The 24,161-nt window shown below is 70.0% G+C and carries 23 protein-coding genes and 1 tRNA gene; 17 read left to right on the forward strand and 7 right to left on the reverse strand.

The annotated features are described in order from the left end of the window. The first annotated feature begins 58 nt into the window (after positions 1-58). From IFT90_RS03065 to groL, 4 genes are all read left to right on the forward strand, one after another. Positions 59-352 carry a DUF3263 domain-containing protein gene (locus IFT90_RS03065; RefSeq protein ID WP_371812070.1) on the forward strand — a complete coding sequence of 98 codons (294 nt, stop codon included), beginning with the start codon at positions 59-61 and terminating at the stop codon, positions 350-352. Positions 353-378: 26 nt separating this feature from the next. Continuing rightward, on the forward strand, positions 379-969 hold the full coding sequence (locus IFT90_RS03070; RefSeq protein WP_192040914.1) for a LytR C-terminal domain-containing protein: 591 nt from the start codon (positions 379-381) through the stop codon (positions 967-969). 192 nt (positions 970-1,161) lie between these two features. Then, the gene (locus IFT90_RS03075; RefSeq protein ID WP_192040915.1) at positions 1,162-1,365 is read left to right on the forward strand and encodes a cold-shock protein; all 204 of its coding nucleotides are present in this window, start codon (positions 1,162-1,164) and stop codon (positions 1,363-1,365) included. 134 nt (positions 1,366-1,499) lie between these two features. Continuing rightward, positions 1,500-3,119, forward strand: a complete 1,620-nt coding sequence (gene groL / locus IFT90_RS03080) for a chaperonin GroEL (protein WP_192040916.1) — start codon at positions 1,500-1,502, stop codon at positions 3,117-3,119. A gap of 551 nt (positions 3,120-3,670) precedes the next feature. Here the strand turns inward: groL and IFT90_RS03085 are convergent. The 6 genes from IFT90_RS03085 to IFT90_RS03110 all read right to left on the reverse strand — a co-directional run bounded on the left by IFT90_RS03085 (position 3,671) and on the right by IFT90_RS03110 (position 10,742). Then, positions 3,671-5,455 (reverse strand): HAMP domain-containing sensor histidine kinase, encoded by a 1,785-nt coding sequence (locus IFT90_RS03085; protein WP_192040917.1) that lies wholly within the window; start codon positions 5,453-5,455, stop codon positions 3,671-3,673. A gap of 67 nt (positions 5,456-5,522) precedes the next feature. Next, positions 5,523-6,215, reverse strand: coding sequence for a response regulator transcription factor (locus tag IFT90_RS03090; RefSeq protein WP_123355366.1), 693 nt, complete (start codon positions 6,213-6,215; stop codon positions 5,523-5,525). 102 nt (positions 6,216-6,317) lie between these two features. Continuing rightward, entirely contained in the window at positions 6,318-6,887 is a 570-nt protein-coding gene (locus IFT90_RS03095; RefSeq protein ID WP_192040918.1) for a hypothetical protein, read from the reverse strand. Beyond that, positions 6,884-8,518, reverse strand: a complete 1,635-nt coding sequence (locus IFT90_RS03100; RefSeq protein WP_123547902.1) for a DNA repair helicase XPB — start codon at positions 8,516-8,518, stop codon at positions 6,884-6,886. Before IFT90_RS03100 ends, IFT90_RS03095 begins: the two co-directional genes overlap by 4 nt. 46 nt (positions 8,519-8,564) lie before the next feature. Continuing rightward, the gene (locus tag IFT90_RS03105; protein WP_192040919.1) at positions 8,565-10,424 is read right to left on the reverse strand and encodes a helicase-associated domain-containing protein; all 1,860 of its coding nucleotides are present in this window, start codon (positions 10,422-10,424) and stop codon (positions 8,565-8,567) included. A gap of 39 nt (positions 10,425-10,463) precedes the next feature. Beyond that, positions 10,464-10,742 carry a hypothetical protein gene (locus tag IFT90_RS03110; RefSeq protein WP_192040920.1) on the reverse strand — a complete coding sequence of 93 codons (279 nt, stop codon included), beginning with the start codon at positions 10,740-10,742 and terminating at the stop codon, positions 10,464-10,466. A 92-nt stretch (positions 10,743-10,834) separates the two neighbouring features. Between IFT90_RS03110 and IFT90_RS03115 the strand changes: the two genes are divergently transcribed. After that, positions 10,835-11,212 carry a cold-shock protein gene (locus IFT90_RS03115; RefSeq protein WP_123547905.1) on the forward strand — a complete coding sequence of 126 codons (378 nt, stop codon included), beginning with the start codon at positions 10,835-10,837 and terminating at the stop codon, positions 11,210-11,212. Then, complete coding sequence (locus IFT90_RS03120) at positions 11,205-11,981, forward strand: DUF3027 domain-containing protein (protein WP_192040921.1); 777 nt, start codon at positions 11,205-11,207, stop codon at positions 11,979-11,981. Before IFT90_RS03115 ends, IFT90_RS03120 begins: the two co-directional genes overlap by 8 nt. Positions 11,982-12,097: 116 nt before the next feature. Here the strand turns inward: IFT90_RS03120 and serC are convergent, their stop codons facing one another. Then, complete coding sequence (gene serC / locus IFT90_RS03125) at positions 12,098-13,210, reverse strand: phosphoserine transaminase (protein ID WP_192040922.1); 1,113 nt, start codon at positions 13,208-13,210, stop codon at positions 12,098-12,100. Positions 13,211-13,297: 87 nt separating this feature from the next. On the opposite strand from serC, the gene IFT90_RS03130 reads away from it, so the two are divergent. From IFT90_RS03130 to kduI, 11 genes are all read left to right on the forward strand, one after another. After that, positions 13,298-13,990 carry a metal-dependent transcriptional regulator gene (locus IFT90_RS03130; protein ID WP_123547908.1) on the forward strand — a complete coding sequence of 231 codons (693 nt, stop codon included), beginning with the start codon at positions 13,298-13,300 and terminating at the stop codon, positions 13,988-13,990. 264 nt (positions 13,991-14,254) lie between these two features. Further along, on the forward strand, positions 14,255-15,268 hold the full coding sequence (locus IFT90_RS17490; protein ID WP_192040923.1) for a C40 family peptidase: 1,014 nt from the start codon (positions 14,255-14,257) through the stop codon (positions 15,266-15,268). Positions 15,269-15,597: 329 nt separating this feature from the next. After that, complete coding sequence (locus IFT90_RS03140) at positions 15,598-16,092, forward strand: HNH endonuclease (protein ID WP_192040924.1); 495 nt, start codon at positions 15,598-15,600, stop codon at positions 16,090-16,092. Between the two features lie 183 nt (positions 16,093-16,275). After that, positions 16,276-16,350 (forward strand) — tRNA-Arg (locus IFT90_RS03145). 445 nt (positions 16,351-16,795) lie between these two features. After that, complete coding sequence (locus IFT90_RS03150) at positions 16,796-17,899, forward strand: substrate-binding domain-containing protein (RefSeq protein WP_192040925.1); 1,104 nt, start codon at positions 16,796-16,798, stop codon at positions 17,897-17,899. A 53-nt stretch (positions 17,900-17,952) separates the two neighbouring features. Further along, positions 17,953-19,284, forward strand: coding sequence for a sugar ABC transporter substrate-binding protein (locus IFT90_RS03155; protein WP_371812071.1), 1,332 nt, complete (start codon positions 17,953-17,955; stop codon positions 19,282-19,284). Positions 19,285-19,363: 79 nt separating this feature from the next. Next, positions 19,364-20,284 (forward strand): carbohydrate ABC transporter permease, encoded by a 921-nt coding sequence (locus tag IFT90_RS03160; protein WP_244644734.1) that lies wholly within the window; start codon positions 19,364-19,366, stop codon positions 20,282-20,284. Next, on the forward strand, positions 20,281-21,210 hold the full coding sequence (locus IFT90_RS03165) for a carbohydrate ABC transporter permease (protein ID WP_192040927.1): 930 nt from the start codon (positions 20,281-20,283) through the stop codon (positions 21,208-21,210). The genes IFT90_RS03160 and IFT90_RS03165 overlap by 4 nt, the downstream gene beginning before the upstream one ends. A gap of 155 nt (positions 21,211-21,365) precedes the next feature. Then, positions 21,366-22,532 carry a glycoside hydrolase family 88 protein gene (locus tag IFT90_RS03170; RefSeq protein ID WP_244638594.1) on the forward strand — a complete coding sequence of 389 codons (1,167 nt, stop codon included), beginning with the start codon at positions 21,366-21,368 and terminating at the stop codon, positions 22,530-22,532. Continuing rightward, positions 22,529-23,293: a 2-dehydro-3-deoxy-D-gluconate 5-dehydrogenase KduD gene (gene kduD / locus IFT90_RS03175; RefSeq protein WP_371740976.1), complete on the forward strand. Its 765-nt coding sequence runs from the start codon at positions 22,529-22,531 to the stop codon at positions 23,291-23,293. The genes IFT90_RS03170 and kduD overlap by 4 nt, the downstream gene beginning before the upstream one ends. 50 nt (positions 23,294-23,343) lie before the next feature. Continuing rightward, a complete protein-coding gene (gene kduI, locus IFT90_RS03180) occupies positions 23,344-24,159 on the forward strand; it encodes a 5-dehydro-4-deoxy-D-glucuronate isomerase (RefSeq protein ID WP_192040929.1) in 816 nt (271 codons plus the stop codon). The last annotated feature ends 2 nt before the right edge of the window (positions 24,160-24,161 follow it).

The raw sequence follows: 24,161 nt of genomic DNA on the forward strand, positions 1-24,161 counted from the left end.
CCTCCCCGGCTGCTCCGCCGCCCGCCCCTAAGCTGGCCGGGACCGAGAGGGCGGGGCAGTGAGCGACGAGGGCAGCGGCAGCGGGGACGTGCGCACGAGCGCGCTGTCCGAGCGCGACCGTGCCCTGCTCGACTTCGAGCAGCGTGCCCCTTCCTCGCCCGGACAGAAGGAGGCGGCGGTGCGGCGCGAGCTCGGCCTCACGACCGCGCGCTATCAGCAGATGCTCGGCTCCCTCCTCGACAGACCTGCTGCACTTGCCTATTCGCCCATGCTCGTGGGGAGGCTCCTGCGACTGCGCGACGAGCGCTCGCGGGCGAGGGCCGCCCGCTCGTTCGGGCCGACCGACCGCTGACCCACACGGAAGACCGACACCACACCATGGCGAAACACCCCCGCGACCGATTCGACGAGGTGCCCGGCGACCTGCACAGGGTCGGGGCCCACCGAGCCGTGGCACGGCGAGGTCGCGGCTGGGTCGTCTTCGCGTGGTGCGCCCTCGCGGTCGGCGTCCTCGTCGGCGCGGGCGTCGTGTACCTCGGCGTCGCGAACGACAGCTTCCAGTTCGTCTCTCCGACCTCCGACGAGACGGCCGAGGCCGGGTCCGGGACGCCGGCCGACGACGCGACGGACGGGACCGCCGCCCCCACGACGCCGGCCGAGACCGTCGCCGCCGCCGACCCGGCGTCCGTCGACCCCGACGTCACCACGATCACCGTGCTCAACGGCACGACGACGAGCGGGCTCGCGAGCAGCGCGTCGCTGGCGCTCGCCGAGACCGGCTGGACCGTGGCCGGCCAGGGCAACGCCGACGGCACCGTGCCCTCGACGATCGTCTACTACGCCGACGCGGCCGACGAGGCCGTGGCCCGCGGCGTGGCCCGCGACCTCGGCGCGACCACGGTCGAGCTGAGCGACGCGTTCCCCGACTCGTCGGTGACCGCGGTGCTGGGGGCGGACTACGCGCCCTGAGGCGCGCCTCCTCGTTGCTGTCCCGTTGCGGTCGTGTTGCCGTCCCGTTGCGGAACGTGTGAATTCGTCACTTCTAGCGGGTTAACCCTGCGCCGAGGCCTTCTGCGGGCCCGCGCGCCCTGGCTAGCATCTGGTCCCGGCACTGGCACCACCGCACGCGCCGCACCAGAGCACAGCAAGGGGAACGACACCATGGCACAGGGCACCGTCAAGTGGTTCAACGCGGAGAAGGGCTACGGCTTCATCACCGTGACGGAGGGCGGACAGGACGTCTTCGTCCACTACTCCGCCATCGACATGAACGGCTACAAGGTCCTCGAGGAGGGCCAGGCGGTCGTCTTCGAGGTCGGCACGGGCGACAAGGGGCCGCAGGCGGAGAGCGTCCGCCTGGCCTGACCCCTGCCGGGCGTCACGAGGTGCGGGGCTCACTTGCACTCCATAGGTGAGAGTGCCAGAATCGTCCCTGGCACTCGCCGTTGGTGAGTGCCAATGCTTCTGCTTCATGACGTCCGGGAGGGACGAGGAAACACATGGCTAAGATCATTGCTTTTGACGAAGAGGCCCGTCGTGGCCTCGAGCGCGGCCTGAACATCCTGGCCGACGCGGTGAAGGTCACGCTCGGCCCGCGCGGCCGCAACGTCGTGCTCGAGAAGAAGTGGGGCGCCCCCACCATCACGAACGACGGCGTCTCCATCGCCAAGGAGATCGAGCTCGACGACCCGTTCGAGAAGATCGGTGCCGAGCTCGTCAAGGAGGTCGCCAAGAAGACGGACGACGTCGCCGGCGACGGCACCACCACCGCCACCGTGCTCGCCCAGGCGCTCGTCCGTGAGGGCCTCCGCAACGTCGCCGCAGGCGCCGACCCCATCTCGCTGAAGCGCGGCATCGAGAAGGCCGCCGCCGCCGTCTCGGCCCAGCTCCTCGCCGACGCGAAGGACATCGAGACCAAGGAGCAGATCGCGGCCACGGCCTCGATCTCCGCCGCCGACCCCACCATCGGCGCGCTCATCGCCGAGGCCATCGACAAGGTCGGCAAGGAGGGCGTCGTCACCGTCGAGGAGTCGAACACCTTCGGCACCGAGCTCGAGCTGACCGAGGGCATGCGCTTCGACAAGGGCTACCTGTCGCAGTACTTCGTGACCGACCCCGAGCGCCAGGAGGCCGTCTTCGAGGACGCCTACGTGCTCATCGTCAACTCGAAGATCTCGAACATCAAGGACCTCCTCCCCGTCGTCGACAAGGTGATCCAGAGCGGCAAGCAGCTGCTCATCATCGCCGAGGACGTCGACGGCGAGGCGCTGGCGACCCTGGTCGTCAACAAGATCCGCGGCATCTTCAAGTCGGTCGCCGTCAAGGCCCCCGGCTTCGGCGACCGTCGCAAGGCCCAGCTGCAGGACATCGCCATCCTCACCGGTGGCCAGGTCATCGCCGAGGAGGTCGGCCTCAAGCTCGAGAACGCGACGCTCGACCTGCTCGGCCGTGCACGCAAGGTCGTCATCACCAAGGACGAGACGACCATCGTCGAGGGCGCCGGCGACCCCGAGCAGATCGCGGGCCGCGTCCGTCAGATCCGCTCCGAGATCGAGGCGACCGACAGCGACTACGACCGCGAGAAGCTCCAGGAGCGCCTCGCCAAGCTCGCGGGCGGCGTCGCCGTCATCAAGGCCGGCGCGGCCACGGAGGTCGAGCTCAAGGAGCGCAAGCACCGCATCGAGGACGCCGTCCGCAACGCGAAGGCAGCCGTCGAGGAGGGCATCGTCGCCGGTGGTGGCGTCGCCCTCATCCAGGCCGGCAAGACCGCTCTCGCCGAGCTGCACCTCGAGGGCGACGAGGCGACCGGCGCGAACATCGTGCGCGTCGCGATCGACGCTCCGCTGAAGCAGATCGCCTTCAACGCAGGCATGGAGCCCGGCGTCGTCGCCGACAAGGTCCGCAGCCTGCCCGTCGGACACGGCCTCAACGCCGCGACCGGCGAGTACGTCGACATGATCGCCGCCGGCATCATCGACCCGGCCAAGGTGACCCGCTCTGCCCTGCAGAACGCCGCCTCCATCGCTGGTCTGTTCCTGACCACCGAGGCCGTCGTCGCCGACAAGCCCGAGCGCAACCCGGCCCCGGCCGGCGACCCCTCGGGCGGCATGGACTTCTAGTCCGCGACCGCACCAGTCACACCGCAAGGGCGGCTCTCCTCCGGGGGAGCCGCCCTTCGGCGTGAGTGCGGGTGCGTGCGTGTGCTCGTGGGGGTGCTCTTCCGCACATGCCGACCAGACGGTGTCGTCGCGCGTCGCAATCGAGGGAAAAGCCGCTGATGGAGGAGTTCAGGTCGGCATCTGCGCGCTAGGAGCCTTCACGTGCGCGTGAGCCGCAGAACCCGACCGCAGCGCGCTCGAAGGCCCTTGGATACCCGGATTCTCCGCTGCAGCAGGCTCGCCGGTCGGCATGTGCAGCATGCCCGTGGTTCGAGAGTGATCTGCGTGCAGCCTTGGCCTCCGTGCAGGAGGCGCGGGGCCGGCAGTACGGATCGCGCGGATCACGGGTGGGGCGCTCGAGGGGGGAGGAGCCGCGGCTGCGCCGCACCTTCTCGGGGGCGTGGGGTCGCAAGCCGAGAGTGATCCGCGCGGCACGAGTCTGCGCGACAGGCCTCGGCGGTTCCCGGAAGACGGATCACGCGCGAATTGCGGGCCTGAGACCCCGGGTTCGACTAGGAGGCGGGCGTCGCGGGCGTCATCTCAGCGCCAGCGCCAGCGCCAGCACCGGCGTTGGCGCCCGCGCCGACCGCAGCGCCAGCCCCAGACCCAGCGCCGCCAGCCTCGGGGAACAGCGGCAGCGCGACGCGGAACGTCGCACCGCCTCCGGGGGTGTCGAAGACGTCGACGCTGCCGCCGTGCGCGGACACGATGCCGGAGACGATGGCCAGGCCGAGGCCCGAGCCACCCGTGTCGCGGGTCCGCGACGAGTCGGCACGCCAGAAGCGCTGGAAGATCTTCTCCCGGATCTGCGGCGGGATGCCCTCGCCGTGGTCGACGATGTCGATCGTCGCGACGCCGCGGCCCGGGTCGGACTGCACGGCGAGCTCGATCGGGCTGTCGTGCTCCGTGAAACGCATGGCGTTGCCCATCAAGTTCGTGATCACCTGGCGCAGCTTGTTCTCCTCGCCGAGCACCACGGCCGGCGCCTGCGGGCCGTGGCCCGACAGGTCGCCCGCCTGCCCGTCGTCCACGGGATCGCCCGCCCTGACGGCACGGGCCCGCAGGCCACGGAGGCGCGCGAGGGTGGCACCCGCGAACGAGATCGCCCCCGTCGACCCGGGCGGCACGGCGACCGCGTCGTCCGGCACGGCCGACAGGTCGGCCGCGGGCACCTCCTCGGCCCCGTCGCTGACGACCGGGTCGTGCACCACGACGGCGATGTCGCGGTCCGGGTTGGACGCCATCGTGTCGAGGGCCGAGTCGCGGGCGATGGCGACCAGGTCGACCGGGCCGAGCTCCAGCGGCTTCGACTCGTCGAGACGGGCGAGCGCGAGGAGGTCCTGCACGAGGACGCCCATCCGGATCGCCTCCTTCTCGATGCGGTCCATGGCCTGGGCGACGTCCTCCGGCTTGGTCAGCGCGCCCATCCGGTAGAGCTCGGCGTAGCCGCGCAGGCTGACGAGCGGGGTGCGGAGCTCGTGGCTGGCGTCGCCGACGAAGCGCCGCATCTGGTCGATGGTCCGTGACCGGTCGTCGAAGGCCGAGTCGATCCGGCTCAGCATCGTGTTCAGCGACCGGTTCAGCCTGCCGACCTCGGTGTTGGGCGTCGTCGAGTCGAGTCGCTGGCTGAAGTCGCCGTCGGCGAAGCGGGCGGCCGTGGCCTCGACGTCGCGCAGGGGAGTGAAGGTCGACGTGACGAGCAGTCGGGTCAGGGCGGCGCCGAGCACGATGACCGAGACGCCGAAGCCCAGGAAGATGCCGCTGAAGCGGCCGATGACGGCGTTGGTGCTGGCGAGGTTGGTGCCGGTGACGATCGTGGCGTCGATCTGCTCGACGACCCCGGTCGTCTGGTCGCGCTGCGTCAGGGTCTTGTCGAACGCGTAGATGCGCCACTGCTGGTCGTGGTCGGAGTTGTAGACGCTCATCGGCTCGGCCGTGGTGCCGGCCTTCGGCAGGTCGACGGCCGAGAGGTCGGGCCCCGTGCCGCCCTGCAGCTCGTCGGCGTTGTCGCAGATGCGCGTGCCGTCCTCCCGGAAGAGCGCCACGAAGCTGCTGCTCGTCGCCCCGAAGGTGACGGTGCACGACTGGGCGTTCGTCGCGCTCGGCGATGCACCCGTGAAGCTCTCGGCCGCCGACTTGAGCGACAGGTCGACCTGGCCGTAGAGGTACGTGCTGAGCACCGTCATCGTGCCGAGGCCCGCCACGAGCAGACCGAGGGTCACCAAGGTGACCGTGATCCCGGTGATCTTGGTGCGGATGGAGATCTCGTTCCACCACTGCGACAGGCGTTCGTGCATGAGAAGCGAAGATACCGGTGGCGCCTGGGAGCCGAGGCTCCCGGGCGCCACCGGTGATCGTTGCGCGTCAGGCCTTGGCGGCCTTGAGCATGTAGCCGAAGCCGCGCTTCGTCTGGATGATCGGCTCGGCCGAGAACTGGTCGAGCTTGCGGCGCAGGTACGAGATGTAGCTCTCGACGATGCCGGCGTCGCCGTTGAAGTCGTACTCCCACACGTGGTCGAGGATCTGGGCCTTCGACAGCACGCGGTTGGGGTTCAGCATGAGGTAGCGGAGCAGCTTGAACTCGGTGGGGCTGAGCTCGATCGCGGTCTCGCCGATGGTGACCTCGTGGGTGTCCTGGTCCATGGTGAGCTCGCCGGCGCGGATGATCGCGTCCTCGTCCTCGTTCATGGTGCGGCGGAGGATCGCCTTGATCCGGGCGACGATCTCGTCGAGGCTGAACGGCTTCGTCACGTAGTCGTCGCCGCCGACGGTGAGGCCCGTGATCTTGTCCTCGGTGTCGTCCTTCGCCGTGAGGAACAGGATCGGCGACGTGTAGCCCGACGAGCGGAGGCGCTTGGTGACGCCGAACCCGTTCATGTCGGGGAGCATCACGTCGAGGATGATCAGGTCGGGCTCTTCTTCGAGGACCGCGGAGATCGCCTGCGCACCGTTGCCGACCGCTCGCACGGCGAAGCCGGCGAACCGGAGGCTGGTGGTCAGCAGGTCGCGGATGTTGGGCTCGTCATCGACGATGAGAATCTTGGGGCCGTCGCTCATGGCCCCAGTATCTGTCCGCGCCCTCGGTGTTGCCTGTGAGTCATGAGTGCGCCGACCGCGTGCGAGCAGCGAGCGCGCCGTCAGCGAGCCGTCAGTCGACCGTCAGCGACCCGCGTCGTCCCACTCGGTGTTCGGCACGAGCGCGATGCGCGTCGTGAGCTCGAGCAGCTCGTCCGGCACCGCGAGCGTGAAGGCGACGCCGTCGCGCTGCTCGAGCACGGCCGTGTAGCCGGAGGCGCGGGCGATCTCCCATCCCGGGAACCGCTCGACCGGGGCGGTGACGACCCGCGCCTCCTCGGCGTCGTCCAGCTCGCCGAGCGCGCTGAGGCCCGCGTAGAGGTGGTCGACGACGGGGGAGCCCGCGAGCAGGTCGCTGCGCTCGAGGACCTCGGGGTCGCGGGTCCAGGTCACGACGCTCAGGCTCGCGCCGGCGTGCAGGCCGCCCTGCACCTCGTACGTGCGCTCGACCGAGACGACGACCGTGTCGTCCCACGGCGCGGTGCGCGAGCGCTGGCCCCGGTACTCGACGGCCTCGTGGTCGAGGGAGGCGACCAGCGGCCCGAAGGCCGCCCACGGCGACTGGTCGGCCAGGAACACGCGGCGCAGGCCGTCGCGCCAGAGCTCGTCGTCGCCGAGGGGGACGTCGCCGGGCCCGAGGTCGGGCCCGCTCACGCGGCCAGCACCGGGGAGTCGAGGATCGTGTAGCTGTAGCCCTGCTCGGCGAGGAACCGCTGACGGTTCTGCGCGAAGTCCTGGTCGACCGTGTCGCGGCTGACGAGCGTGTAGAACGACGCGGGCAGGCCCGACTTCTTCGGCCGCAGCAGGCGCCCGAGCCGCTGCGCCTCCTCTTGCCGCGAGCCGAACGAGCCGCTGACCTGGACCGCGACCGTCGCCTCCGGCAGGTCGACCGAGAAGTTGGCCACCTTCGAGACGACCAGCACCTTGATCTCGCCCGAGCGGAAGGCCTGGAACAGGCGCTCGCGCTCGTCGATCGGAGTCGCGCCCGTCAGGGTCGGGGCGTCGAGCACCTCGGCGAGCTGGTCGAGCTGGTCGAGGTACTGGCCGATAACGAGGATCTGCTCGCCCTCGTGCCGCTCGACGAGGTGCTTGACCACGTCGAGCTTGGCCGGCGCCGTGGCCGCGAGTCGGTAGCGCTCGTCGTCGGGGGCGGCCGCGTACTCGAGCCTGTCCTGCTGCGGCAGGTCGACCCGGACCTCGAAGCAGCTCGCGGGCGAGATGTAGCCCTGCGCCTCGATCTCCTTCCAGGGGGCGTCGAAGCGCTTGGGCCCGATCAGGCTGAACACGTCGCCCTCGCGGCCGTCCTCGCGCACGAGGGTGGCGGTGAGGCCGAGGCGGCGCCGCGCCTGCAGCTCGGCGGTGAGCTTGAAGACGGGGGCAGGCAGGAGGTGCACCTCGTCGTAGACGACGAGGCCCCAGTCGAGGGCGTCCAGCAGCGACAGGTGCGTGTACTTGCCTGCTCGGCGGGCGGTGAGGATCTGGTAGGTCGCGATGGTGACCGGCTTGACCTCCTTGACGGAGCCCGAGTACTCGCCGATCTCGTCCTCGGTCAGGGAGGTGCGCTTCAGCAGCTCGTCGCGCCACTGCCGTGCGCTCACCGTGTTCGTGACGAGGATCAGCGTGGTCGTGCCCGCGGCGGCCATCGCCCCGGCGCCCACGAGCGTCTTGCCGGCGCCGCAGGGAAGCACCACCACGCCCGAGCCGCCCGAGAAGAACTCGTCGATCGCCTGCTGCTGGTAGCCGCGCAGCTGCCAGTCGGTCTGGTCGAGCTCGATGGCGTGCGGGGTGCCGGGCGTGTAGCCGGCGTGGTCCTCGGCGGGCCAGCCGAGCTTGACCAGCTGCTGCTTGATCTCGCCGCGAGCCCAGGGGAGGAGCTCCCACACGGTGTCGCTCCGCCGGATGCCGAGCAGCTCGCCGATCTTCTTGACGCGCGTGACCTCGCGCAGCACGGCGTCGTCGGTGCCGCGCAGCACGAGGGTCTCGCCGTCGCGCTCGATCACGATGCGCCCGTAGCGGGCGACCGTCTCGGCCACGTCGACCGTCACGCTCTGCGGCACGGGGAACTTGCTGTACTTCTCGAGCGTGCCGAGCATGTCGTCGGCGGTGTGGCCCGCGGCGCGCGCGTTCCAGAGGCCGAGGCGCGTGATGCGGTACGTGTGCACGTGCTCGGGGGCGCGCTCGAGCTCGGCGAACACGCTCAGGTCGTGGCGCGCGTCCTCAGCCTGAGGGTGCGCCACCTCGAGCAGGACGGTGCGGTCGCTCTGCACGATCAGGGGGCCGGTCATGAGGGTGGAGTCTAGGCGCGACCTGCCGTGAGGCGGCCGGGGGCGGTCAGGCCGAGCTCGACACCGAGACGACGTGCGAGAGCGGCAGCGTGCGCTCGACGTCCGACTTCTTGTCGCGTCCGCGCACGCGTCCGCCGCCGACGCCCGTGGGCTCCATCTCGAGCTGGCTCGTGCTGCCGTCGGGCATCGCGATGGCGATCGTGACGGTCAGGCGACCCTTGACCGCGGCGTCGAGCTGGCGGGTGATCCAGGCGCGGTCGGTGGTCTCGCTGCTGGCCTCGCTGCCCGCGGTGAGCCGCTCGACCATGTCGCGCACCGCGTCCCGCGGCGGCACGGGCGTCGGCCGGTGCAGGCGGCGTCGCGCCGGCGGGGTCGCCTCGCCGCCGTCGTCGACCACGACGACCGGGTACCGCTCGTCGCTGAGGGCCCAGAAGACGGTGTCGCGGTCGAACGTCGTCGCGACGCGCCCGGCGTCCACCCGCTGCAGCGCCAGGGGCGCGAGGGCGTGGTCGACCTCGAGCGTGTCGACGCTCGCCCGCTCGTCGGAGCTGACGACCGTGACCGCTCCGGCAGGCAGGTCGGCGCTGCCCACCACGCGCTCGACCCGGTACCGGCCGTGCCGCTCGGCGGACTGCTGGAGGAGGTAGTCGAGCGGCTGCGGGACGCCGGTGAGGCTGATCCCCTCGAGGAACGACCGCAGGCTGTCGGCCGTCTCGCCGGCGGTGAGGGCGCGCTGGATGCCGCCCTCGGTGATGCGGTAGGTGGCGGCGAGGCCCGCGCTCTCGACGTCGGCGATGACCCGGAGGCGGGCGTCCAGCCCCGGGGCCAGCGGGCCGGGCGCGACGACGGTGAGGTCGTGCTGCAGGTAGACCTGCTCGATGGCGTCGGGCAGCAGGTCGGCCACGCGGGCCCGGGCCGCCTCCGGCCCCTCGCGCAGCAGCGAGATGGCCGCGCGGGTCGGGGCCTGGCCGCTCGTCAGCCCGAGCAGCTCGGCCGCCCGCGCGAAGACCGCGAGGCGCTCGGGGATCCACGCGTCGCCGGCCGGGTACGCCCAGCGCGCGTACTCGGACAGCGGCTCGCCCCACGAGGTCTCGACGCGCTCGTGCAGCACCGCGAGGATCTCGGCCGGCAGCGAGGCGAGCCACGCGCGGGTCAGCGACTCCCAGCGGTCGGGCCACGAGGAGGCGAGCCAGGCGGCCGCCTCCTGCGTGCTCGCGACGCCCTCGGGGCCGGCGGCGGCGAGGCCGGCGCGGGAGGCGATGGCCACGACCGTCGGGACGTCGTCGACGTCGAGACGGGCGGCCTCGGCCAGGCGTCGCACCTCGGGCAGGGCGAGCCCGCCCTTGGCCAGCTCGCGGGCCGGCGACCGGTCGAGCGCGCGGAGGATCTCGGCGACCTCGATCACGACGGCGTAGAGACGCTCGGCCGACCGGGCGTCCGTGGCGTCGCGGTCGACGTCGGCCACGGCCTCGAGCACGACGGGCGGGTGCTCGGCGCCCAGCCTGCCGGGCGAGAGCGCCGGGTCGTCGTCGAGCCGGTCGCCGACGCCGTCGAGGGTGCTGACGCTCGCGGTCGGCCCGTCGCCCCGGCGCACGACGAGGAACAGCTCGACGAGGTGGTCGACCGCGACGGCGACGGCGCCCCGGCCGATGTCGAAGACCGCGTCGAGGCGACTGACGAGGGCGTCGAGGTCGCCCGGCGTGCGGGCGGCGTGCAGCACGAGCAGCTCGGTGCGGTCGAGGTGCGACAGCGCGTCGCGCACCGACGAGGGGTCGAGCAGCGTGTCGGCGAGGTCGAAGGCGTCGTTCACCGAGGAGGCGCGGAGCAGCCTGGCGGAGAGCAGCCGGACGAGGTCGTCGGGCGCGGAGGAGCGGAGCACGCCCGCGAGGTCGAGTGCACTGGACATGGGCATGGCCTCCTGGTGGTGAGCAGCGCGGTGCTGCGTCTACCGTGTGGTGTCGCGACTCGCCCTGCTGCGACGGACGACCCCGACCACCACCGACGCGATGATGAGCAGGATCGCGAGCGGCAGCCCGATCAAGGGGAGGACCGTGACCATCGGCCACGCCCCGCCCGAGTAGTCGTCGACGCCGACGACCTGGCCCACGAGCCGTGCGACGAACGCGGCGATCGAGAGCCCGACGATCGTGACCATCATGACGATCAGCACGCGTTCAGTACGATGGACGCCCTGAGGTGCGTTCTGCTCGTTCTTGTCTGCCACCTCCACAGGATAGTGGCTGACCGCCGGGCAGGGCGGTCCCGCACCTCGCGTCCTGGCTCAGGACGCACCCCCACACCACGAGGAGTCACATCGTGCCCACCGGCAAGGTCAAGTTCTACGACGACGAGAAGGGCTTCGGCTTCATCAGCAGCGATGACGGCCAAGAGGTCTTCCTCCACGCGTCCGCGCTGCCCGCCGGCACCGTCGGCGTCAAGGCGGGCACCCGCCTCGAGTACGGCATCGCCGACGGCAAGCGCGGCGCGCAGGCGCTCTCCGTGCGCGTGCTGGAGGCCGCCCCGAGCCTCGTCAAGCGCAGCCGACGCAGCGCCGACGACATGGCCGTCATCGTCGAGGACCTCGTGAAGGTGCTCGACCAGGCCGGCGGCGACCTGCGCCACGGCCGCTACCCGCAGAACGGCGCCAAGCTCGCCGTGCTGCTGCGCACCGTCGCGGACCAGTTCGATGCCTGACGCCGCCTCGACGCCTGACGCCGCCTCGACGCCCGACGCCGCCTCGACGCCCGACGCCGCCGCGGCGCCCGAGGTCGCCGTGACCGACGGGCCCCGCACGTCGCCCTTCGCCGGGCTGGCCCGCACCGCCCTGCTCGAGATCACCCCCGACGAGACGATCGGCGCCGAGGCGCCTCCGGTCGACGAGGTCGACGGCGTCGTCTCCGTCCGCTTCGCGACCCTGCTGCCCGGCTACCCCGGCTGGTTCTGGACGGTCAGCGTCGCCCAGGTCGAGGGCTCCGAGCCCACCGTCCTCGAGGTCGAGCTGCTGCCCGGCGACCACGCCCTGATCGCGCCCGACTGGGTGCCGTGGGCCGACCGCCTCGCCGAGATGAAGGCGCAGGAGGCGGGCGACGCGGACTCCGAGGACGACGACGAGTCGGACGACGACGAGTCGGACGACGATGAGGACTCGGACGACGACGACTCGGAGGAGGACGACGACTCGGACGACGACGAGTCCGACGAGGACGACGACTCCGACGAGGACGACGGCCCCCGGCCCGTCCACGGCGGCGACGTCGACGGCGTCGACATCGACGACCTGGACGACGAGGACGACGACGACGACGACTCGGAGGGCGACGACGGCTCGGACGGCGGGGACTCGGACGACGACGACGAGCCCGTCGTTCCGGCCGCGCACCCCGAGGCGGACGCCGACGACGACTCGCACGACGGCGACTGGGACGGCGAGGACGAGGACCCGCTGCCTCGTCGACGCCGCTGACCTGCGCGACGCGGCCCGCGCCTCCTCGGCTCGGTCCTGCTGACGCCCGGCGCTGCTGACGCACGGAGGCCCCGACACCTGGTGGTGTCGGGGCCTCTCGCGTGCCGGGGCGGTGCCTAGAGGGCGCCGACCACGTGCTCGATCGAGCGGATCAGCTGGCGCACGTCGTCGGGCTCGATGGCCGTGAAGGTGGCGACCCGCAGCTGGTTGCGGCCGAGCTTGCGGTACGGCTCGGTGTCGACGATGCCGTTCGCGCGGAGGGTCGCGGCGATCGCGGCGGCGTCGATCGACTCGGCGAAGTCGATCGTCGCGACCACCTGCGAGCGGTGCGTCGGGTCGACGACGAAGGGCGTCGCGTACTCGGAGGCGGTGGCCCAGTCGTAGAGCGCCGACGACGACTCGCGCGTGCGGGCGTCGGCCCACGAGAGGCCGCCGTTCTCGAGCATCCAGCGGGTCTGGTCCTCGAGCAGCAGCAGCGTCGTGAGGGCCGGGGTGTTGAGCGTCTGGTCGAGCCGGGAGTTGTCGACGGCGTTCTTCAGGCTGAGGAACTCGGGGATGTACCGACCGCTCGCGGCGATCCGCTCGATCCGCTCGATCGCCGCGGGCGACATCAGCGCGAACCAGAGGCCGCCGTCGGAGGCGAAGTTCTTCTGCGGCGCGAAGTAGTAGACGTCGGCCTGCGAGGCGTCGAAGTCGATGCCGCCCGCGGCGCTCGTGGCGTCGACGACGGTGAGGGCGCCGGGGTCGCCGGCGACGCGGGTGACCGGGGCCATGACGCCGGTCGAGGTCTCGTTGTGCGGCCAGGCGTAGACGTCGACTCCCTCGACGACCTCGATCTCGCTGCGCGAGCCGCCCTCCGCGGTGCGGACGACGGGTGCCTCGAGCCAGGGGGCGGCGACCGCCTTCGCGAACTTGGAGCCGAACTCGCCGAACGACAGGTTCTCGGCGCGCTTCTCGACGAGACCGAACGCGGCGGCGTCCCAGAACGCCGTCGACCCGCCGTTGCCGAGCACGACCTCGTAGCCGTCGGGCAGGCGGAAGAGGTCGGCCAGGTCGGCACGGACGCGGCCGACGAGCTGCTTCACGGGGGGCTGGCGGTGCGAGGTGCCGAGGATGGTCGCACCGGCGGTGACGAGGTGCTCGAGCTGGGCGCCCCGGATCTTGGACGGGCCGCAGCCGAAGCGCCCGTCGCGGGGGAGGAGGTCAGTGGGAATCGAGAGGTCCGCCATGGCACGATCCTAGTGACGCGGCACGGGCGGCCTCGCGCAGCCGGTAAGCTGACGAGGTAGTCCACGCGTTCCACCGGGAGGCCCCTGTTGACCGATCTCGTCGACACCACTGAGATGTACCTGCGCACGATCCTCGATCTCGAAGAAGAGAACATCGTGCCCCTGCGGGCTCGCATCTCCGAGCGACTCGGCCACTCCGGCCCGACGGTGTCGCAGACGATCGCGCGCATGGAGCGCGACGGGCTCGTCGTCGTCTCCGGCGACCGCCACCTCGAGCTCACGCACGACGGCCGGTCGAAGGCGACCCACGTCATGCGCAAGCACCGCCTGGCCGAGCGCCTGCTCGCCGACGTGATCGGGCTCGACTGGGCCTACGTGCACGATGAGGCCTGCCGGTGGGAGCACGTGATGAGCGAGCAGGTCGAGCGCCGTCTGCTCGAGATGCTCGACCACCCGACCGAGTCGCCCTACGGCAACCCGATCCCGGGCCTCGACGAGCTGGGCGACTCGCCTGCCGGCCGGTTCCTCGACGGCGTCGTCAACCTCGTGCAGGTGCTCGCCGAGAACCCCGAGGGCGTGACGCGCCCCGTGCGCCGCCTCGCCGAGCCCGTGCAGTTCGAGCCCGAGCTGCTCCAGCAGCTGCAGGACGCGGGGGTCACTCCCGGCGGCGTCGCGACCGTCACGTCGGCCGGCGCCTACGTGCTCGTGAAGGTCGAGGGGCACGACGACGGCCTCGAGCTGCCGACCGAGGTCGCGCAGCACATCTACGTCTCGGCCTGACCGTTCTCTTGCACCGGGGGTTCCCAGGTTGCATACAGGGTCCTGATTGCTGACGCAATGGCCGTTACCAATTCGAGACGAATGTCCCTCTCCAGGATGATTTCTCGGCGGCGATGACGTAGCGTCGCAGGGTCCCCGAGCCAGGAATCCGGCCGCGGGGCCCGTGGCAGGACGTCTCGTGCATCCGTCTCCTGCCGTGAGAAGGCGATCTGACGTCGGACGGAGCACCTCCCTAGGGTGACGAGGCGCAGGAGACCCGACCTCGTGACCACTCCCGTTCTTCCCCCCGAAGGAGGCGGCAGCGCAGCCCAGCGCGCCGACTCCGCCGAGTTCCCCACCCGCTCCTCCTTGCGTCGTGCCGAGGCCGCTGCCGCAGCGGCCGCCTCCGGGCGTCGCGGCTCGTCGTCGTCCGTCCCTGCTGCGCGACGTGTGCTGCGCTCCGAGCTCGTCGCGCGCCGCGCCGCAGAGCACCACGCCTCGACGACCGCCGCCGCGGTGCCCGCGACCCGGTCGCGCCTGTCCGTCCGTCGCAGCGTCGTCAGCGTGACGGTCATGACCGTCACCGCGGGGCTCTTCGGCACGGTGGCCCTCCCGGCCTTCGCCCTCGACCAGGACGACCCGGCCACGAGCGAGGCGGCCGCGGCCGCCGCCGTCACCGACGCCCGGGTCGCCGGCGGGCAGACGCTCGCCGTCGACGCCACGGCGGTCGAGGCGGACGCGACGCGCGCCGACTGGTCGGCCACGTCTCAGGCCACGCTCGACGCGGCGGCTGCCGCGTCGGCCCAGGCCCTCGCCGCCCAGCAGGCCGAGCAGGCGAGCGCGGCGGCTGCCGCGTCGGCAGCGTCGTCGGCCTCGTCGTCCGCCAGCTCGGCGGGCGCCGGCTCCGGGTCGTCGCGCTCGATGGCGACCGAGGCCATCGCCTCGTCCGGGTCGACGGGCCAGGCCGCCGTGTACCAGGCGGCCCTGCAGTACGTCGGCACGCCCTACGTCTTCGGCGGCGCGACGCCCGCCGGCTTCGACTGCTCGGGCTTCATCATGTACGTCTACGCGAAGTTCGGCGTCTCGCTGCCGCACTCGGTCGGCAGCCAGGCCGCCCTGGGCACGACGATCTCGGCCTCGGAGGCGCGCCCCGGCGACGTCGTCGTCTTCAACGACGGCTCGCACGACGGCTTCTACGCGGGGAACGGCATGATCCTCGACGCGCCGAAGCCCGGCGGCTCCGTCAGCGTGCGCCCGCTGTGGAGCAGCGCGGTGCACTACGTGCGCTACGCCGTCTAGGGAACGACCGCCCGCCTCCTCGGCTCGGCTGTCGGCCGGGCAGCAGTGAACGAGCAGTGAAGAGCCGCCCCGCCCCTAGGCAGGGCGGCTCTCGCGGGTTAACCTGGCGATCTCGGAGTTCCGCTGAGACCAGGAGCGTCACATGAGCCGCACGACAGCCACCCGCACCATGGGTGCGCTGTCGCACGAGCACATACGACACACCGCCGTTCGATAGAGCACCGTCATCCGTGACGGTGCTTTTTTCGTCCCGCCGGCCTGCTGGCCCCCGCTGCCCCGAGAGCAGTCGAATCCCTGGAAGCCGTCCAGGGTGCTTCGAAAGGGAAAGCATGCGCACTCTCGTCCTCAACGCCGGCTTCGAGCCCCTCGCCGTCGTGTCGTTCCGTCGGGCCCTCGTGCTCGTCATGACCCAGAAGGCGACGGTCGTCTCGGCCGACGCCGACCACCCCGTGCTCGGCGCCGGGTTCGCCTACGACCGTCCGTCGGTGATCGTGCTGACGCGCTACGTCCGCATCCCGCACGGCCGCACCGTGCCCGTCTCGCGCCGCGGGGTGCTGCGCCGCGACGCGCACCACTGCGCCTACTGCGGCCGGTCGGCGTCGACGATCGACCACGTGCAGCCGCGGTCGCGAGGAGGCGCGGACAGCTGGGAGAACCTGGTCGCGTGCTGCCTCCGCTGCAACAACGTCAAGAGCGACCGGACACCGGCCGAGATGGGCTGGACCCTTCGCTGGCAGCCGAAGGCGCCCCACGGCGTCGGCTGGGTCGTGCGCGGCACCGACCGGCCGCAGGCGGAGTGGGACGAGTACCTCGCGGCGGCGTGAGCTCGTGCCGCAGCTGCCGGTCGGCCTCGCGTCGGCGACGGCTCCGGCTCCGGCTCCGCACCGGGTTTCGTACACCGCACCGCGTCTAGTCCCGGTGCGATGTACGAAACCCGGTGCAGTGCAGCGTCGAGGAGGTGCGGTGCCGCGACGAGGAGGTGCGGGTTCGGTAGACTCGCCCGGTCAGCCTCTGTAGCTCAATGGAAGAGCAGTTCCGTCCTAAGGAAAGGGTTGGGGGTTCGAGTCCCTCCAGGGGCACCAAAACACGGGGGTTCCGCCCCATCATGCGTTCGGTAAGCACCCCACTACCGCGTTTACCCCGCGAAAACTCGTACAGCCCCATATGGCTCGAAGATTATCGGTGGGCTACCGGGGCCGCATTGCGTGGCTCTCGACGCGCTCAGAGCCGCGGCGAGCGTCTTGGAGCTGCCGCCAGAGGCGGATCGTCATGAAGATCGCCTCGAGCTCCTCTGCTGGCTTGTGCGTCGCGATCGCGAAGGCCGCCCGCTAGCTCCGCGGGCGCAAGACCAAGCTCCCTTCCTCGCAACAGAAGCACTTGGTGGGTCGACCGATAACGAGGTTCGTTGATTCGTGTGGCCAGCGCCGCCAGGTCGTCCGGCACGGTTCAGGCAGCGGACGTCGTGGAGGGTCGTCGCGTGGCAACATGTTCACATGTTCATGTGCACACGAGGTAGGGGGTGGCGACGTGGTCGCGGCGGGCCGGCATGACACGATCCTGCGGGAGCTGGAGCTGCGCGGGTCGCTGTCCACGGTGGCGTTCGCCACCCGTTTGGGCGTCACGGGGATGACGCTTCGGCGGGATCTGGTCGAACTGGAGCGGCGCGGACTGCTGGTGCGCGTGCACGGTGGCGCCATCTCGCTGGCCGTGGCGCGAGAGCAGGAGGAGTCGGGCGACCACCTCTCGGTCCGTCAGGTCTCGCGGCCTGTCGCGACGATCGGCATGATCGTGCCGACGACCGACTACTACTTCCCCGAGGTGATCCGCGGAGCGAGTCAGGCTGCCCGAGAGCACAATTGCCGGCTCATCGTCGGCGCCACGAACTACTCGCCCGATGAAGAACTGCGTCAGGCGCGGCGCCTGATCAGCGGCGGCGTCGACGCACTGATGGTCACCCCTCACGGAAGCCTCGGGGAGTCCTCAGAGTTCCGGAGGTACCTGGAATCCCTCGATGTTCCCGTCGTTCTCGTGGAGCGAGGTGTGGACGACCGGATCTCGACGCAGCTCGAGTGGGTGCGCTCTGACCATGTCCGTGGCGCTGAGCTCGCCACCCAGCACCTCGTCGAGCAGGGCCATCTGCGCATCGCGCTCGCCGCGCGACCAGCGGCGACCGTGGCCGGTCTGCACGAGGGGTTCGGGCGCGTGATGGACCGACTCGGGGCCGACGCGCACGTGCTGAGACGAGATCTCTCCGTGCCGCGAAGCGGCGAGAACACGACGATCGACGAATTGGACACGCTCGTCGAAGATTGCCTCGCCGACGGGATCACCGCGGCCATCGTGCTCGGCGACGCGGATTCGATGGCGTTCACGGATCGTCTGATCGAGGCGGGTGTGCGCATCCCCGACGACTTCGCGGTCGTGGCCTACGACGACGAGATCTCCGCGCTCGCCGCCGTGCCCCTGACCGCGGTCGCGCCGCCCAAGCGCGAACTCGGCCACGCCGCACTCCGTCTGTGCATGGACCGTCTGCGTCAGAGCGAGGCCGCGCCGCACACGATCGTCCGCATGATCCTGCTGCCGACGCTGGTGGTGCGTGGATCCACCGTCCGCGACTCATCTGTTCACTAATGTTCATTAATGTCGGGTGTCGTTGACGCACAGCAGGACACATCGCATGATCAGTGCAACTCGTCCGGTTCAAAGGAGAACAGACCATGACACAACGACGGATCTTGCTAGGAGCAGCCGCGCTCCTCACGGCGGGAACGCTCCTGGTGGGGTGCTCAGCGGGCGCCGACGCGCCAGTGGCATCCGCCCCGTCGGCCGCGCCGACCGGTGAGGTGACGTTCTGGTCGTCGCTCGGCGGCATGGCCGATGTCGCTGCCGCGTTCAATGCCAGCCAGGACGACATCACCGTCGACTTCGAAGAGATCCCCAACGGCGCCAACGGCGGCTACACGAAACTCGCCGCCGCCATCGAGTCAGGCACCGGTCCCGACGTCGTCGGCATCGAATACGACCGTCTCCCGGGTTTCGTGGCCAACGAGCAGCTCACGCCCGTGAGCGGACTCATGTCCGGGGACGTGTTGGATGCGTACGACGATCAGGTACGCCAGCTCGTCACCTTCGGCGACGCCGCGTATGCCCTCCCGTACGACGCTCCGCCTCTGGTGATGTGGTACCGCCAGGACGTGCTCCAGGCCGCAGGGGTCGAGGTGCCCACCACGTGGGACGAGTTCGAGGAAGCCGCTCGCGCCGTGAAGAGGCAGAACCCGGACGCGTACCTGACCAGCTTCTTCACGAATGAGCCGCAGCTGGCACCGCTCTCCTGGCAGGCCGGTGCGGAGTGGTTCGGGGTCGAGGACGACGAGTGGAACGTCGACGTCGACGGCGACACCTCGACGAAGGTCGCTGACTACTGGCAGGACCTCATCGACGAGGATCTCGTGAAGGCGCAGCTCGGTTTCAGCGACGAGTGGACCGCCGACATCAACAACGGCGTCGTCAACGGCTGGGTAGGCGGCTCCTGGAGCGCATCGGGCCTGAAGACCCGCACCGAGGGCTCGGGTCAGGCCGACAAGTGGATCGCCGCCGTCCCGCCGACGTGGGATGGCAAGCCCAGTGGCGCTCTCAGCGGAGGGACCAGCTTCGCGATCCCTGAGAACTCCGACAACACCGCTGCTGCGGCCGCCTTCGTCACGTGGTTGACGACATCGCCCGACGCGGTCACGGCTCGCGGCGCCGTCGGCACTGCGTACCTGGCGTACCCCGGTCTGAACGACGCCGCCGCGGCCGTCGCCCCGACCGACTACTACGCCAACGACATCTACGCCGTCTTCGACGACGCGTCCGCGAACCTCGGAACGTGGGCCTGGGGTCCGAGCTACGACATCACTGCTACAGCGATGAAGAACGCGGTCACGACAGAGCCGACCCTGGGCGACGCCCTGGAGGACACGCAGTCGGCGACCGTCTCGGGACTGACCGCTCTCGGCCTCGCCGTCTCGGAATGACTCCATCGGCCGGGCGAGCTCTCGCCGCCCGGCCCATGCCCACTTTCGAAGAAGAGAGCACATCATGGCAACCTCCCACATGACTTCCGCCCGACAGGTGCCCCCTCGCCGGAGCATCCCCGGAACGGGCGGACGAGCCGCCTCCGTCTTCTTGATCCCGTTCTTCGTGCTGTTCGCGATCACGATGATCGCCCCCGTCGTCTACGCGATCGGGCTGAGCCTGTTCGCAGAGCGACGCAGCGGTCTCGGGTTCGGCGGCTCGACGACCGAGTTCGTCGGCGCCGGCAACTACATCGCCGTCCTGTCCGACAAGACGTTCCTCGAGGGCTTCGGCAGGCTCGCGGTCTACTGCGTGCTCTATGTGCCCACGCTCCTCATCGTCGCGTTGGTCCTGGCGCTCTTGCTCGACGCCGCCGTCACCTACGCTCGCCGTGCCTTCCAGCTCCTCCTGTTCCTGCCGCACGCCGTCCCGGGTGTGATCGCTGCTCTGATCTGGGCGTACCTGTACACCCCCGGCGTGAGTCCGATCGTTCGAGCGGTCGCCTCCGGCGGCATCGAGATCGACTTCCTCTCGGTCCAGCTCGTCCTGCCCTCGATGGTCAACATCGCGGTATGGGAATGGGCCGGCTACAACGTCATCATCCTGTTCACCGCCCTGCAGACCGTGCCGCGCGAGATCCTCGAAGCGGCCCGCGTAGACGGCGCCGGCGAGATCCGAACAGCCTTCGCGATCAAGACTCCGCTCGTCTGGCCGGCCCTGGGTGTGGCACTTCTGTTCACCGTCATCGGCTCCCTCCAACTCTTCACCGAACCGAAGATCCTGTCGTCGGCGACCACCGCCGTCACGAGCACGTGGGTACCGAACATGTGGGCCTACGACGCCGCCTTCAACCGCAACAATCTTCCCCAGGCCGCCGCGGCCTCGATCGTTCTGGCCGCCTTGGCCGGTCTGCTGTCGTGGATCGTGACGCGCTTCACCTCGAAGGAGCCGACGCAATGAGCGCCCTGCTCGACACCCCTACCCCCGTCCGCGTCCGCGCGACGCGTGACGAACGCCGTGCGCGGCGACGCACCGACACTCCGCGTCGTGCTCGCCGCGGCATCCTGTCCACGGTCGGAGTCAACGGCCTGCTGATCGTCGGCGCCGCATACATGATCCTGCCGCTGCTGTGGCTCGTCTTCGCGGCGACGAAGGATGCCAAGGGCCTCTACTCCGGGGACGCCTTCACTTTCGGCGGTGCACTCCTCGCGAACATGCAGCAGCTTTTCACACAGGACGGCGGCATCTTCGTCAGATGGCTCGCCAACAGCATCCTGTACGCAGGGATCGGTGCTGTCGTCGGCGGCTTCATCGCCGTCATGGCTGGCTACGCGTTCGACAAGTTCCAGTTCCGAGGAAAGCGAGGCCTCTACGCGAGCGTCTTGGTCGGCGTCCTCATCCCCAACACGGCCACCGTCATCCCGTTGTACCTGCTCGCCGCCACTGCGGGCGTCACCAACACGATCTGGGCCGTCATCATCCCCACGCTCTGCAACCCGTTCAGCGTGTATCTCGCGCGCGTCTTCAGCAGTGGCTACATCCCCAATGAGACGCTCGAAGCGTCGCGCGTCGACGGCGCGGGCACGGTGGGTACTTTCCTGAAGATCGGTCTACCCATGATCGCACCGGGTTTCGTGACGATCGCTCTCTTCCAGTTCGTAGGTATCTGGAACAACTTCATGCTTCCCCTGATCATGCTGCAGAACCGTGACTTGTTGCCCTCGAGCGTCGGCATCGCCCTCTGGCAGAGCCAGGTGCAGCAGAATCCCCAGTTCTCCACCCTCGTGATCGCTGGTTCGTTCATCTCTGTCATCCCGCTCGTGATCGCATTCGTCTCGTTGCAACGCTTCTGGCGCGCAGGCCTGTCGGCGGGGAGCGTCAAATGACGCTCGGCCGAACCGTTCGCGCCTCCTGATCCCCTGCTCCCTGTTCTCTGCAAGCCCTCGTGAGAGCTGCGCCACCGCGAGGTCCAGGGTGCTCGATCGTCGTGCGCCCGCGCCCCTCCATCCGCACGTCCGCCATGGAAAGAAGGCACCGCCACATGGAAACCCTGACCCACATCGACCAGGCCCTGGCCACGGTCGTCGCCGACATGGACGCGTTCGGCGCGACCTACCCGCACCATCACACCGTCGACGGTGTGTACCCGCCGAAGTCCGCCGAGCACGGTGAGCCCGTCGGCGGCAACACGAGCTGGACCACGGGATTCTGGCCCGGCGTGCTGTGGCTCGCCTACGACATCACCGCGGATGAGAAATTTCATGAGGCAGCCTTGGCGCACGTGGCATCTTTCGCGGATCGGGCTGACCGTGACGTCGACATGGATCACCACGACATGGGATTCCTCTACACGCTCTCTTGCACGACGGCGTGGCGCACCGACCGCGACGAGCGGGCCCGCAGCGCGGCACTCATCGCCGCGGAGCACATGATGGATCGCGTTCTCGAGCCCGCCGGGATCATCCAGGCGTGGGGGGATCTCTCCGACCCCGAGCAGCAGGGGCGAACGATCATCGACTCGTTGATGAACCTTCCGCTGTTGCGCTGGGCCACCACCACCACGGGCGATTCCCGATTCGCGGACGCCGCCGACCGGCACGCACGCCAGCTGGCCGATCACATCGTCCGTGCCGACGGCTCCACCTTCCACACCTTCTCCTGGGACATCAACACGGGTGAGCCGCTACGCGGCCGTACCGACCAGGGCTTCGCGGACGACTCGTGCTGGGCGCGCGGTCAGGCGTGGGGCGTCTACGGCTTCGCCCTCAGCCATCTCGCGAACGGGGACGAGCAGTTCCTCGACGCAGCTCGGCGCTGTGCCGACTACTTCCTCGCACACCTGCCCGCCGACAACGTGCCCTACTGGGATCTCGGCTTCGGCGACGGCAGCGGTCACCTGCGCGACAGCTCCGCCGGGGCCATCGCGGTGTGCGGCCTCTACGAACTGGCGCGCGCGACGGGCGAGGACCAGTACCGCCAAGGCGCCGACGAGATCCTCGATGCCCTGGCGGCATCGTGCACGCCGGAGCCCGGCAGCGATGCGAACTGCCTCCTCCAGCACGGCGTGTACCACTGGCATGCCGGGATCGGCCTGGACGAAGGCAATCTCTGGGGTGACTACTACTACCTGGAAGCGCTCGCACAACGCGCGAACCCGGGATGGGAATCCTTCTGGCGGAGCTCGAACAAAGACGTGGCCGCCTCGTGAGCGCCGACCTCTTCCGCGTCGACCAGAAGGTCGCCCTGGTCAGCGGTGCCAGTCGCGGGCTCGGACAGGCGATGGCCATCGCGCTCGCCGACGCCGGCGCGGACGTCGTCCTGACTGCGAACTCGCCATCGGACGAGACGGCAGCCGCGGTGCGAGCCACAGGCCGCCGTGCGCACGTCCTCACCGCAGACCTCGGGACGGCGACGCCTGCTGATCTCGAGGGGCTCGTCTCAGAGACGAGTGAGGTGTTCGGACGCATCGACATCCTGGTCAACAACGCTGGCATCATCCGTCGTGCACCCGCACTCGAGCTCACCGAAGCCGACTGGGACGACGTCGTCCAGATCAACCAGAAGGCCGCGTTCTTCCTCGCGCAGGCTGCAGCGAGACGGATGACCGCCACGGGCGGCGGTCGCATCATCAACACCGCATCGCTGCTCAGCTTCCAAGGTGGCATCTCCGTGCCTTCGTACACGGCTTCCAAGAGCGCGCTCGCCGGTCTCACACGCGCGATGGCGAACGAATGGGCGCAGCACTCCGTCAACGTCAACGCGATCGTTCCCGGGTACTTCGCCACGGACAACACGGCTCCGCTCCGAGCAGACCACGATCGTTCACGCGCGATCCTGGATCGGATACCCGCGGGCCGGTGGGGCGTGCCGGCAGACATCGCCGGAGCGGTCGTGTTCCTCGCGTCGCCGGCGGCCGCTTACGTCCACGGACATCTGCTCGCCGTCGACGGCGGCTGGCTCGCCCGATGACGACCTCAGCCGGACCACGACACTGCGAGACCCACGAGAAGGACAGAAGCATGGACACCCGCAACGCCTGCGCCCCCGAACACGTCTCGACCATGTCGACCGAGGAACTGCGCCGGAGTTTCCTGGTCGAGAAGGTCTTCGTCGAGGGTGAGGTGACCTTCACCTACTCGCATCACGACCGCGTGATCATCGCCGGCATCGCGCCCAGCGGTCAGCCCCTGACGCTCCCCGTCCCCGAGGAGCTGCACACGGCGCACCTCCTCGATCGTCGCGAAGCGGGTGTGATCAACATCGGCGAGGCTGCCGAGGTGACCGTCGACGGCACGAGCTACGTGGTGCCCTCACGCGGATGTCTGTACATCGGTCGCGGCAGCCGTGACGTCGTCTTCGGCGCTCCCGGACGCTTCTACCTGTTCAGTGCTCCCGCGCACGCGTCACTGCCGACGACGCTCGTCGGGGAAGAGCAGGCCAACGTGCTCGAGCTCGGCGACCACGACACGTCCAACCGTCGCACCCTGCGCCAACTGCTGTTCGGCGGTGAGGTCGCCACCAGTCAAGTGATGATGGGAGTGACGGAGCTCCACCCCGGCAGCATGTGGAACACCATGCCGGCGCACACGCACGACCGCCGCATGGAGGCTTACCTCTACTTCGACGTGCCCGAGGACGCGCGCATCGTGCATCTGATGGGTGAGCCCTCGGAGACCCGGCACCTGGTGGTCGCAGACGAGCAGGCCGTCATCTCACCGCCCTGGTCGGTGCACAGCGGCGTCGGTACCCGTGCTTACAGCTTCATCTGGGCCATGGCCGGGGAGAACCAGGACTTCACCGACATGGACGCCCGACCGATCACCGAGATGAGCTGATC

This window comes from Frigoribacterium sp. CFBP 8766 (assembly GCF_014841435.1).
Taxonomy (GTDB): domain Bacteria; phylum Actinomycetota; class Actinomycetes; order Actinomycetales; family Microbacteriaceae; genus Frigoribacterium.